General features: G+C 58.3%; 10 protein-coding genes and 1 pseudogene. 6 read left to right on the top strand and 5 right to left on the bottom strand.

All coding sequences use genetic code 11. The annotated features are described in order from the left end of the window. Nucleotide 1 precedes the first annotated feature (1 nt). The 4 genes from GFU70_RS13215 to GFU70_RS13205 all read left to right on the top strand — a co-directional run bounded on the left by GFU70_RS13215 (nt 2) and on the right by GFU70_RS13205 (nt 2804). Complete coding sequence (locus tag GFU70_RS13215; RefSeq protein WP_226921125.1) at nt 2–1102, top strand: endonuclease; 1101 nt, start codon at nt 2–4, stop codon at nt 1100–1102. 795 nt (nt 1103–1897) lie between these two features. Continuing rightward, nucleotides 1898–2074 (top strand): thioesterase domain-containing protein, encoded by a 177-nt coding sequence (locus GFU70_RS28735; RefSeq protein WP_226921168.1) that lies wholly within the window; start codon nt 1898–1900, stop codon nt 2072–2074. Next, the gene (locus GFU70_RS13210; protein ID WP_226921122.1) at nt 2074–2412 is read left to right on the top strand and encodes a thioesterase II family protein; all 339 of its coding nucleotides are present in this window, start codon (nt 2074–2076) and stop codon (nt 2410–2412) included. Before GFU70_RS28735 ends, GFU70_RS13210 begins: the two co-directional genes overlap by 1 nt. Next, on the top strand, nt 2412–2804 hold the full coding sequence (locus GFU70_RS13205; RefSeq protein ID WP_153388174.1) for a hypothetical protein: 393 nt from the start codon (nt 2412–2414) through the stop codon (nt 2802–2804). Before GFU70_RS13210 ends, GFU70_RS13205 begins: the two co-directional genes overlap by 1 nt. On the opposite strand, the gene GFU70_RS13200 is transcribed toward GFU70_RS13205, so the two are convergent. After that, the gene (locus GFU70_RS13200) at nt 2794–3882 is read right to left on the bottom strand and encodes a hypothetical protein (RefSeq protein ID WP_153388173.1); all 1089 of its coding nucleotides are present in this window, start codon (nt 3880–3882) and stop codon (nt 2794–2796) included. The genes GFU70_RS13205 and GFU70_RS13200 overlap by 11 nt on opposite strands. A gap of 191 nt (nt 3883–4073) precedes the next feature. On the opposite strand from GFU70_RS13200, the gene GFU70_RS13195 reads away from it, so the two are divergent. After that, the gene (locus GFU70_RS13195; protein ID WP_057010985.1) at nt 4074–4280 is read left to right on the top strand and encodes a sigma-70 region 4 domain-containing protein; all 207 of its coding nucleotides are present in this window, start codon (nt 4074–4076) and stop codon (nt 4278–4280) included. Nucleotides 4281–4365: 85 nt separating this feature from the next. Here GFU70_RS13195 and GFU70_RS13190 read toward each other — a convergent pair whose 3' ends face one another. From GFU70_RS13190 to GFU70_RS13180, 3 genes are read right to left on the bottom strand one after another with little or no spacing between them, the layout of a single operon-like run. Further along, a complete protein-coding gene (locus GFU70_RS13190) occupies nt 4366–5388 on the bottom strand; it encodes a hypothetical protein (RefSeq protein ID WP_153388172.1) in 1023 nt (340 codons plus the stop codon). Beyond that, the gene (locus GFU70_RS13185) at nt 5385–6407 is read right to left on the bottom strand and encodes a hypothetical protein (protein ID WP_153388171.1); all 1023 of its coding nucleotides are present in this window, start codon (nt 6405–6407) and stop codon (nt 5385–5387) included. Before GFU70_RS13185 ends, GFU70_RS13190 begins: the two co-directional genes overlap by 4 nt. After that, complete coding sequence (locus GFU70_RS13180; protein ID WP_193034292.1) at nt 6400–11541, bottom strand: AAA domain-containing protein; 5142 nt, start codon at nt 11539–11541, stop codon at nt 6400–6402. Before GFU70_RS13180 ends, GFU70_RS13185 begins: the two co-directional genes overlap by 8 nt. Nucleotides 11542–11789: 248 nt before the next feature. Between GFU70_RS13180 and GFU70_RS13175 the strand changes: the two genes are divergently transcribed. Beyond that, nucleotides 11790–12107: a hypothetical protein gene (locus tag GFU70_RS13175; RefSeq protein ID WP_057010989.1), complete on the top strand. Its 318-nt coding sequence runs from the start codon at nt 11790–11792 to the stop codon at nt 12105–12107. Between the two features lie 9 nt (nt 12108–12116). Here GFU70_RS13175 and GFU70_RS13170 read toward each other — a convergent pair. Next, nucleotides 12117–12278, bottom strand: a pseudogene (locus tag GFU70_RS13170) (transposase); the annotation flags it as partial. Nucleotides 12279–12375 lie beyond the last annotated feature (97 nt).

Below are 12375 nucleotides of genomic sequence, written 5' to 3'. Positions count from 1 at the left end.
CGTGCGCTTCGTTGACCGATCCCTCGTGAAAAAGCCCCTGGCGATGTTGCCGAGAAAGACCACAGTCAGTGCCGCGGATCAGGAACTCACTGATTTAACCGCCTATTTCAAAGAAAAAACGGCTGCACTTGAGACCTTGGCGCGCGCCAGAGCCACGCTGGCGGCCGATGATCCGGTTGTGATTGAAGCCGCAAAGGCAGTGGACTCCTTGAAAAAACCCCTTTTCAAGACCTATCGCAAAAATTCGGTCAAAACCCAGTTGTTAGCGCTGTTTCATGGCAAGTGCGCGTATTGCGAAACGTTCTACCCTGCCGTGGCCCCGGTTGACGTAGAGCATTACAGGCCGAAGGGGGGCGTAAATGATACTGACCATACGGGGTATTGGTGGCTGGCGATGGATTGGGAAAACCTGCTTCCCAGCTGTATCCATTGCAACCGACTGAACGAACACATCACACCGGTGCTCTCAACCCAATTGGTTGAACTGCGCAGTGACCACTTAGGCTTCAGCAAGCAACGCAGGGTCACTACAGGTAAAGGCAACCATTTTCCAATCCTGGGGCCGCGCGCGACACAGGACTCGAGGGACTGTTCAACGGAATACGCGTTGTTACTCAATCCCTGCCGGGATGATCCACAAGAGCATTTAGCCTTCCATGTCGACTGCGAAAAGCTCATTGGGTTGGTGTTACCAAAACCACACGATGGCGCGGGGCTACCTGAAGTCATTCCAACCCAAGATCTACTCCCGGAATTCAAAGGTGAAATTGATAAGGCGCTTGAAAACAAGCTCAGTCTTCGTGGCGCGGTATCGATCCATACCTACGGGCTGAACCGTTTGGGATTGGTCCAGGATCGCACGCGAGTACTGCGCCAACTCGCCTTTATGGAGGAGTCAGTAAAGGATCTTTGCGCGATGATTCTGAAACTCGAAGTGTGCAGGAATGCTCCGTGCGCGGATGAAAACAAGCGCATCATAAAACGAATGGAAGCATTGATAGACCGTACGGTGCGACATATGAAAGAGATGGCCAAGCCTCAAGCACCCTACTCGACGATGGTTCGCGAATATCTGGCTGGTTTCGAGAAGCGCCTCGTCTGATCAAAGCTTACCCGGCAGGCCGTCCATACGCTTTCAACGCAGGTGTTCGATCATTGCTGGCAACGCAACACAGCTTTGTCATCTATCAAATTGATAGCACCCTAACTAAAAGTGCATGCTAGGCTCTGAATCGCCCCTGGTTTCGTAGAAACCTCCAAGACCAGCAAACCAATTACGCGGATGCAAATATTGGGTCGAACACGGCCGATCGGAGTTGCTGCTCTCGAGCGAGAGCGGATTAGCGTGTCCTTGATGAGCCCTGCAACCTACCTCCAGATCCAATGAGGAGTTACACCGAAAGCCAGTCACTGCCATACTGGAGTCCGTGAGAAATCGCCGCTCGCGAGCGCTCTCGCACCCTGTGTAACTGGGGGCAAAACTGGGGGCATCATTAGTTTTTTATGATCTGAAACTACCGTTCTAGAGCCAAGTCAAAATGTTCTTCGGCGACCCTGAGAGTCTTTAGAGGCTTCGCGCATGCTTGTTAGCTGATCATTTCTGCGTTTTTCTAGTCTCGAATAGCCATTTACTTCCAGCGAATTGCTACATTTGGGGCAAATTTGAGGGCATGCTTTGGATGGTTTGAAAATGATGCCGCCAGTCTGAGGCCAAGCAGGCTATTGATGAGGATGAATGGACTGAAGGAGATATGAGCCCTCAGCCCTACCCCGTATTAATGACCGAGTCGTGTCGGTATTGAAACCGATCAGATAAGCCTCATGGCCCACCCCGCCAAAGCAAGGTTAATGCTTTCCCCGGAACAGGCTTACTCGTAGATCCTTCAGCGAAAGCCGCATCGCCGAACCGAGCATTCAGGACATGACGCAACTGATGCGCCAGCTCATGGACGCGATCCGGCCCTACACCGACAAACCCTGGGCATTGCTGGGTTGCAGCCTGGGGTGCAAGATCGCCCTCGAAGTGGCGCGGACCTTGGCTAGCGAGGGTCGCCACCCGCAGTTGCTGTCCTGATGGCGTGCCCGGCGCCGAGTTTGCCGATCCAGCGCAAAGTGTCGGACTACAGCGAGGAGGATTCGCCCTCGAAGTCCGACACCTGGGCGGTACGCGACAGTGCCTTGTCGGAAGGCTACTGCGTAGCAACCGATACGACCCTGGCGGTGCCGATGGTGATGATTGCCGCCAGCGATGATCACCTGGTCACGGTGGAAGCCGCGCGCCGCTGGAAACGGCACGCAGCAGCCGGTTTCGACTGGCGCCTGGTGGACGGCGGGCACTTTTTCCTGCGTCAGCAACGCACGCAGCTATTGGGCTGGCTTCTGAAGCCCTGCAACACCCGCCGCGCTGAATAGTGCGCAACGACGTGGTCGTACCGGGCTACGGTGCACAGGGGCAAGCCGAAATCGAGGCCATCATGGCCCATGGCGTACCCTTTGTGTTGATCTACCTGGAACCTGGGGACGACGAAGCCCACGCCGACCGCAAGCTGCGCAGCCTGTGGTTGAAGACGCACAAGGAGGCCTTTGGCCATTTGTGTATCAGCTTGATCAGCGTGCTTGCCGATGAGGCGCGTCGTGCGCATTTCGATGCCATGAGCAAGATTGGCGAACAAGCCTATGGCATTCGTTATGAAACCGCGGCGACGCAGGCCGAGGGCGAGCGCTGGCACAACGGCGTATCGCCCAATACGGCGCTGCCTAGCTCAACGCGACCGGGTTCCGGCGACGGAACCCTCAATCGCTAAAGCGTTGAAAAATCCAAGGCAATTGCTCGGGTTGGTAGCCGTTGATCTTTTTTCCCACTGATATAAGCGCATTGTTGACGCTGCGTGGGGTAGTGCCCATTCCAGGTAGTTTTTCCGCCGTAACTCGGCAGGCCTGCGCTTTGCTGAGTCCCTGGTCATGGTGAAGATCCCAGGCGAATAGCCCTCGAATCAACGGCGCAACGCTGGTAAGTGTCTTGAACAATTTATGCGCCTGTACAGGCTCGAATAAGTCGACAAAATCTGTGGTCGGCGACGGTTCGTCTAGCAAGCGTTGCAGTCTGGCGTAATCGCCTTTTGCACGGGCATCCGCTAAACGCCGTGCCCGAATCATTCCTCTGCCGGAATAAGCGGCGTTCACGATTTCCCTTCTGGATGGCGCTGGAGTTTCGGAGTCAAACACCACAATTACACTATCGCTGACCCGTTTGCCGTTGATGATCACTTCATCCACGTCAGTGGTGAAGCTCCTGACACTGCGATTGGAAATGGGGATTGGAGACTGCCCGGGCCGGTTATAGAACGTATGGACCTCAATCATCCGTGGCGGCTCATGGTCCTCGTCCATTCGAGCCTGTATGCCATGGTGCGAGAACTTTCCGCTGGTGATCCCCAGCTCTGCGCGCCCGGCAGAAGAATTGACGAACACCCACCACTGCCACATGTCTTCAAGGTCGTTCTCCACGGCTAGGTCGGCAAGTCGGAAGCCCCGCGTGAACTGCAACCTTGACCACACTTCATCAATCTGGCTTTCGAAGCGATTCATCGTGTCCCGCAACAACTGAGCCTGGTGTTCGTCATCAGCCTCATCAGCCGGGTCGTACTGCCACTGAAACGCGTCCAAAAGGACCGCAGCCCCCCTTATGCCTTCGATGGGCTCATCCATCACTTGGCCGGGTGTATCGATGGCCTGGGCTATTTGATCATGCAATTGAACAAGCATCAGGTGTGCATCCCCGGTTACCAAGCGCTCTTTGCGCTTAGCGAGCTCAATCCAGAACAGTTTGTCCCACTTGTCCTTTGTCTCGACTTCGTCATCCGTGTATTCGTCTGTTCGCATAAATCACACCATGCTGGGTGCTACCCAGGTTGGGATGGCCGATAAGCAGCAGAGTGAATAACCTGCAACCGGCTAGCTCACTCAAACTCCAAATCCGGGGTTTACAAGGGGCTTGCATACAGAAGGAGCGGCCCAAGCCACGCCTTCTCCTCCCACCATCAACATGACGCGAGTCGAATACAGAGGTCCCTATGTTTGGTTTTTTCTCAGGCATCCAGAAAGAAATAAATCGCGGCTTTTACGGCCAGCTTGCCCGGCGTGACCAAGACGCTTTCTTGCAACATCTCTATGACAAAGGCTACTCAGTCCCGGAGATCAGCAAAGAAATGGCGGTCACGGCACCCAACATTTACAACCGCATCACCGCGCATCGCGGGCGCGGCCCACAAACCAATTGAGCCTGCCTGGCCGACCAGGTGAAACCACGGGCTTGCGCCTCGAAAGCAAGCCCGTATCCCGCGCGCTTGCACCTTAACGCCTCAATCAGGCCCGGCAAATGATTGGGCGCAGCCAAGCATCGCGGTTTCTGGTGCGCAACCACAGGTGGACCTGCGCGTGATCGGCGTGTTGTGGCTCGGCATCGACGGCAATCAGGCAGTTCCCGGCATCAATCGATTTACCCATCAAAATATCGCGTTTGATCAGGACCGTGTCACCATCCCCCGGTAGTTCGTAGCAACCGTCGAGGGTCGACACGAACCACTGGCGCTGGAACCGGGTGATGCCCAGAGGCTCACCGGGTACTTGTGCAATGGTGCGGGTCACATCACCCGCAACGCTGACGACCGAACCGCCCGCCGCAATGGCCCAAAATTCCCCTCGCGGACCTTCGACACCGGCAATCATATTGATGAACGCGCGGGCCTCCATCGGCCAGGGTCCATCAATTCGCTGCCAGGTCCCGTCCACCAACCGACGCAGGATCAGGCCCGCATACCCCAGCGCGTATATTGCGTCTTGCGTCTGGACAATGTTGTTGACACCACCCAGCGTTCCGACAATGTGATCGTCGTGTTCAAGGCGAGCAACATCGCCCGATGTCCAACGATACAACCGGCGGCTGAACGTACCGATCAACAAGCCATCGCTCGCCCAACACAGGCATTCAGCAAGCTCGACGTTCTGGCCATCCGTGGCCACATAACCCAGTGTGCGGGAGTACCACTCATCGCGCGCGTTGAGCTGTGGATGGGGCGTAACCTGCCGCCATCCAGCCACCTGTCCAAGGACGGTGTTGGTGATCAGTTCATCTTCGCTAGTGATCGCCCAGACTTGGCCGTCGCTATCATTGACGATGGCCTGGATGGCATCTGGCACCCAAACCTGTGGTTGCAGGCGTAAATGCTCACCGTCCAGTTCCCCCCTGATAATCCAGGACGATGTATGACCGCTTTCGTCCGACACGTGCACGGCAAACCAGGGCACACCGGCGGCCATTGTCAGGTCGGCAAGCTGGTAGCGCCGGACGCCATGGGCGGGTGTTGATGGGTTTATGTTGTCGCTCATGTCACAGGCACCGGTTGTTGGGTCACTGTAGAAGGTACGTCGTAGAACAAAGGCAACTCCCTGTCCATGGGCCAGCCGGCCGCCGTGTAGAACTCACGCGCCTCAATCAGGAGCACCATGGCGACAGCGCGGCCGACACTTTTGCGTTCATTCCACGTCATGAACCCTGCCTGCGCCAAGTCAAAACCTTTGACGTTGAAACGTTTGAATTCATCCGAGTTGGCAAGGCCACTGTTCCTGACGGCCACATCCACACCCAGATCCGCGGTGGTATAGACATGGGTCATCCACTCAAGCACATGCTCCAGGTACTCGCCAGTCGTTGGGTTTTTCGCGAGCAGTTTCGGATCGCAGCGCAGCCGTTTGCGTGTGTGTTTCTGGGCGTCCGTCACAAATTTATGCTGCGATCCTCTGTTCTGTGAATCCTGCATAAACGTCGCGTAGCTCTGGTCAAGGCTGAAAGACTGCCCCCTGTGCAGTGACCCTCGCAGTGCCTTGTCGGGGATCAAGTGATCGGCATCGTAGCCACGGTAGATATTCAACACCTGGGCGTTGGCCGCGGACTTGACCTGGGAAATGATTTTGTAGCCGCCCGCCAAGGTGGGCATGCGTAGCAGTTCACGCATCGCTTGCTTGGTGCTGGCATCGAGCGCGTCGGTTCGCCAGTCGAGCCCATTGATTTTATTGGCCCGCGCGACCGTGGCTTCGATTTCCGCACGCAGCACGTCTGCCTGTAGCGGGTAGGCCGCTTCAATGACGCTGGGCCGCAGGTCCGATACGCTGTACGCCGGGTTGGACAGGATTCTGGAAATCACCTCGCGCGCTTCACGCTCACTCAGTGTGTGCCCATCAGTACGCGGGTAGGTAATGCCCGCGACGTCGAATGAATCAACGAACGTGTGCTGTTGCGCTTGGTGCGCAGCGACGAACGCTGCCTGGGCAACTGCGTCCGAGGGGTCGCGCAATGCGGCCTCATAGGCGTTTCGCATCAGGGTCATGGCGGCAAAAATGCTATTCATCGGCAGTGCCCTCCGCGCGCGCGTTCGACGTATTGCCACGTACCAGATCATCGATGTGCTTGCCGAATGTCGAGGGCCTACCGTGTCCACGCGCTTGCATCCACGCCAATAAACGATCGACTGTCGGCTCAAGTAGCGAGCGGGTGCGTATGCCGTGGTCTTGCACTATCACTTGCAAGCGAGGGCTTTGCTCATCGAGCACTACCTCCATCTCTGCCGACGCCCAATTGCGCGTGTGCTGGTGCAGGCCATCGGGGTCCAGCGTAAACCAGCCTGGGTAGCTGCCCGGCTTGCCTGTTATCACCTCGACACCAATTTCAACCTGCCGGACAGCCGGTTTACCCGGCCACGTCAGGGTGTAAATCCGGCGTACAGTCTGAAACTGTCCATCTCGCAGGGAAGAGGCCAACATCAGTTTGGACATCAGGTCGTAAAGTTGCCGCTGCCTCGGGGTAAGCGCGGCCATCTTGGGGTTGTCGGCCTCCAGGCTGATGTCCAGAGGCACCAGTGCTCCGTGGGCACCGCTGCGGCCGCCGTCCGAAACCGGGTGGGTTTGCGCACCAGGCGCGGGATCATCGTCGTGCTGCTCGGCCTCAGCGGGTGAAGGCGAACCGGCAGGCGCGCCCCACGTATTCAGCTCGACGGCGGGCTGCAGAGAAAACAGCGCGACCTCAGCGCCTTGCGCATCGACCGTTGGTGCATGGGGGCCCGCAACCGGCTGCGCGCCGCACTGATCATCAAACTGCGCCGCCCAGGTGTGCACGAACGCAAGGTAGTCCGCCTCCCCTGCATCCGGCAATTGGGACAGGTGAGTCAGCGCATCGTCGAAGGCCATCAACAACGCATTGGCGCTGATTGTGTTCAGCCAAGGGTTGTTCAGCACCTTATCTGCCTGGCGCCGTCCGGACTCGGTCAGGAACAGGCGTCCCTGCGCATCCAATGCAGCCCAACCATTGTCGTTCGGTGCTGACTCGGGCTCGTCCTGCCCCTCGCGCATCTCATACAGTTTTTGCAACGTGCTCATGGTGCTCGACGGCATCCAGCCAAATCGCCTGAACGCCTCTTGCAGGACCAGGTTAGTGCCCAGGCTTTGAGCAGGTGCCAGCAGCAAGTCCTCATGCTCGAGCACGCAAGGTGTCGGTGAAACCACCGCGTCGCTCAGTTGGTCGATCAAGGTGTGAACGCTCTCTGTGCGGTCACTGCCCCACGCGCGCCAAGCTTCGCTGCCGCGCCGCACCATCAAGCGAGCCGGCACGAGGGTATCGTTCACTTTCAGGTTTATCGCGACACCCAACCGTTTACCGGGTAACCCCGGGGAATCACCATGGCCCGCCAGTACCCTGAGCAAGGGCCCCTTGACCCGTCCGCCCCCGACAATACCGTGACGCATGTAGACCGAGCCGATGAGGTTGTCCAGCACCCGCTGGGCAATGGCTCCATATGCCAAGCCCATATTCAAGGCCCGGCAAGCGCTGGCAGCTCGCTCGTCGGCGGTAGCGCCCTCGACCTGTACACACCGACCCTCCTCAAATGATCGGGCCATTTCGGGGGTGGTCAATGCATGAAACCTTACCCGACGCACCCTCTGGATATGCATGAACCACGGTGCTTCCTTGAGTACCTGGATCATGTGCCAGGCGATAGCTTCGCCTTGGGCATCATCGTCCGTCCCCAACACCAGCTCAGTGCATTGCAGTAAACGGCTGCCGGTATTGCGTAGGGACGCCGCCAGGTCACTGCCTTCGCGCTCGCTCAATTGCCAGTGCGGTTTGAACCCATCACGCCAACTGATCGCACCGGGGCCTGGGAGGTCACGAATATGACCGCCACAGCCGAACACCTGAGTACCGCCAGGTACCAGTTCTTGAATGATTTTCGCCTTGTGCAAGGATTCGACAACCATCAGCGTGGCGGGACCGAGCTTGCACGCTGGCACCCGCGGGGCGCAGGTGAGCCGCTCATGCTCTGGCTCACGCACACCGGCCAAGCATCGTCCTACCACAGCCGAAGGCAAATCGTTGTTCGGGTCCATCGCCTGCTGGGAAAAAAACAGATCGGAATGGCCAAACATAATGAAGCTTTTCTGCGCACGACTGATCGCTACGTTGAGCAGGCGCCCATCGTCACGATCGATAAACACCCGCTCACGATGATTGGTATCGGTTCGACGGCTGGCGCGGCTTTCCCGATTCACGGCACTGAACAACACCACAGGTTTCTCCGCCCCTTGAAGGGTATGAACCGTGCCGATGGTCAAACGCTCACTCAGGTCAGCGTCATCAGGGTCGAGTTCTTCGCGCACCCGACGCTTTATCGCTTCGACCTGGCCTCGAAATGGCGTGACGACCGCGACAAGTTTTTCCAACCCTATCGGCTGCTCCGGGTGGCCTTCGACCCTGGCGACCCACTTCGCCAGGCGCGGTCCGTGCTCTTTAAGCCAGTCCACGATGGCCTTGGCTTCTCCAGGGTTGGACCATGAGTCGCCTTTGCAGGGCTCATCGTTCGGGCCACCGGTCTGATAGAACCCGAGCGGCGGTAGCGGGAACGTCGCCTTCATGCGTTTGCGCAACTGCATTTCAGCTTCGCCCTCGAGCAAGGGCAACTCGGCATCCGCGAACAGCCCTGCCAGCGGGTTGGGCACTTTGGGTTCCAACTCTTTGCTGAGCAACCCGCCCTCGGCATCACGGTCGTGATCGTGGTACAGCAAATCGATACACACATTGATGATCGACTCTGCACAACGGTAGTGCTCCCGCAGGAGCAGCCCGTCCCGTAGCCGTCCGTCCGGCATGGCCTCGGCAAACGATGCCCCGGTTGCGGCAAGCTTCATGATTGAACCCGTGGCGGAGTCCGCGCCACGCACGAGCAAGGCGTCCAAAGACGACGGATCGGCCCAACGGTCCTGCACCTGGCGCGCATCGACCTCGGGTGTTACCGAAGACACGGGGGAGAGCTGCTTCATATCGCCGACCACCACGGCTTTTTTAGCCAGGCTAAGCACCGGCACACCCAGCTCCGGCGCAGCTTGCCCCGCCTCATCGATAATCAGTAAATCCAGGAACGCGAACAGCGGCCTACGGCCCTCTCCCAGTAACCGTGGGGCGCTGTGCAAGGTGGCGACAATGCACGGAAACAGCATGGCTGTGTGCCTGAGTGCGTTCTTTCGGCTGCCAGGCTCGGGGGTTGCGATCACACTGGCCAGCCAACGCGTCTCCCAGTAACGCGCGGCCAACTGGAAAATAATCGGCCGCCACACCACATCCAGCAATTTCTGCTGCTGCGCCTGCCGCGCCTCGGGGGTTGCAGCCACACGCAAATCCGCGAGGATGTCGATGGCCCAGGAAGATACCCATGCCTCACTGGGAAAGCGCGCAGCCAGTTCACCGGGCTCGATGAACGCGTCGATGTCAGCCTGGCGCTCGATTGCTGAGGCCAACCCACTGCGCAATACCTGGGTCAGCGTGTTCAAGTGCTCGCAGAGGGTCGACGCCGTAGGCGTTGTCGAAGCACTCTTCTGCATGAGATAGATAAAACGCGTGGCATCACTGACCTGATGTTTCTGCTCAACGCTAAACAACGCATTGAACAACTCTGGCAGCTCGCGGAAGGCATCTTCAAAGTGCCGCGCCAAAGCAAGGGCTGCCGCAACACCGTCTTCGTACGATTGCTTGAGGCTGGAGGACCCGACGCCCAAGATGCGCAACTGCTTTTGCCGGATCTCAAGCGTGGTGAACTTGCTGCGATGGGTTTTCCCCTTGGCCTTGGACGGTGCGCTGGCGGTGAAACCCAATAGTGGCTTGCCCGTAGGGTCCAACCAACGACGTGCCAGGGCATGCTTCCTGCCTACGGCACCATTGAACGTGCCCATCACATTCTCGACACTCTGGTTGGTCGCCCCGCACACAAACGTGACGGGGCAATATTCGCGGTTATCGTAAGCCGCCAACACCCATTGGTTGGCGATCATCGCACGCAGCATGGCCGTCTTCCCGGTGCCCGGCGGCCCACTGACCGCAACCACCCCGACCTGCTCACCCAACCGGCCGAGGGCGTGCAATGCGCGGCGCTGCGATTCGTTCAAGGGGTCTGCGCCGCGATTGACGTCTGGCTTGTCGAGGTGTGTGGCCTTATCGACCATGGCCACGTGCCGGATCGTCACCTGCGGCGCTGCCATGCCGCCTGCCTGGACAGCCGAACGGTGTCGTCCGGCGCCTATGAGCTGCTCCAGTGCGCCGATGGACGGCGCATTGGGGATCGCTTCATACACGTTGGCGAGCGCACGTGTTGCATAGCCAGGCTGTCGCGGCACCGCAACCCATTGCCCCGTGATCGGCGCCATTCCCGTCTCAACCCCATCCGCTTGAACGCGGGCGAACAAGGCAAAACAGGCGTCGACATAACCGCTCAAATTGGCGCTTTGGCTCAACGTCGCGAGAAATAGCTTGAGCTCGTCGCGATAGCAATCGAAGTGGCCAATGGCCGGCGGCAGGTCGTTGGCCGCCATCAATGGCTGCGGTTCAAGCCATTGGCGGACCACACGCGGCCGGCAATCGTTGGGGTCGCGTGGCAGGCATATTTGGTTTTTGTCGTTCAGGTCGAAAGGAAACCAGAACGCGATATTCAGCCGGTCGGGCTTGAGGCGGATTTTTTTCGCGCCCGGCGCAGGCTTTTTATCCGGGTCGGGCCACGTGACCTGGACCTCATCGTTTGATGAAGTGGTTTGATGAAACACCAGCGCCATGGGAATGCGCGGATCGTCATCCGGCTCGTCCGCCTCCTGCTCACCCTCTGCGTCGTCCTCTGACGCCTCAAGCGCCTGCGCTTGCTGTTTACGCCGAGCCTCTGCGGCACGCTCGGTGAGAATGCCCAGCGCCAGCGCCGGGCGCGTGCCGAAACCAAGATTGAAGTCGGGCCAGGCCAGTCTCGCGTAATTTTTCAACGGAATGCGAACATCGGTGGCTTGCAGGCCACCCAAGTCATCGGCGATCAGCGCTCTGTGCCAGTAGTCCAGCACATTCGCGGGCAAACACCCGACGGGGCCTGCCTGAGGGTACACCTCCATCGAGTGCAGAACCTGTTCCTTGGAAACCGCTACAGCAGCAAAATCCTTGCGCAACCGCTTGCTCAAGTCCATGAGACGCCTAAACATTTCTTACACCCTATAAATCCGAACGACATACGAAGAATGGCTCGTAGCGGCCAACAATGATGGCCCATTGCCTTGGTCGCTGCAATTCAAACCGGGCACGTATAGTTAACGAGTGGCCTGTTCAATGCTATACAACTCGTGTTCAGGTCAAACGCACCGTCAACCACCCGAGACTTTCCCCGCCCATGCACGGACGCCCCCTCCTCATCGCCCTATTCCTCACCGGTACTGCCATGGCCGCAGAACCCTCCCGCTACACCTACGACGAAGCCCCCACCGATGGCTTCATGTACGCCGTGCGCTATCAGCAAGCCAAACTGGCCTGTGGTTCGCTGCCCGAAGATCTCGAGGCGGACTATGCTAAAGCGATGCGGCTGACTGGCGAGGCCAGCCCTGCGTTTAAAGCTAGCTATGCACAGCGCTTGGCAACCCAGCCAAAGTGGAGCAAACCGGCGTCGCCTGAAGAACAGGCGCTTGCGTGCGAACAAAGCCAGCACACCTTGCGCGTAACGGTGCAGCTCGCCCGGCAATGGTTTCCCGGTGGCTGGTAGCCACGTGTTTTAACCCATTGATCGGCCCATTGATCGGCATAGGTATCTACACAACGATTGGACCTGACCAATCCAGCGGCGCAGAGCCGTAGGCCCAACGTCCATAGATGCACAGACGTCGGGAACTGAGCAGCTATCATCAAGAACCATGCTTGCAGCACGTTGCTTGAACTCGCGGGTGTAGGTCTATCGCTCTTGCATGGAACCTCCTGATTGGGCGAATCATATCGCCCTTAAGAGGTGTCCGGGATCATTAGGCCAGTTCAAG

Source organism: Pseudomonas brassicacearum, assembly GCF_009601685.2.
GTDB lineage: Bacteria > Pseudomonadota > Gammaproteobacteria > Pseudomonadales > Pseudomonadaceae > Aquipseudomonas > Aquipseudomonas kilonensis_B.
This window is presented reverse-complemented; position numbering and strand designations above follow the sequence as displayed.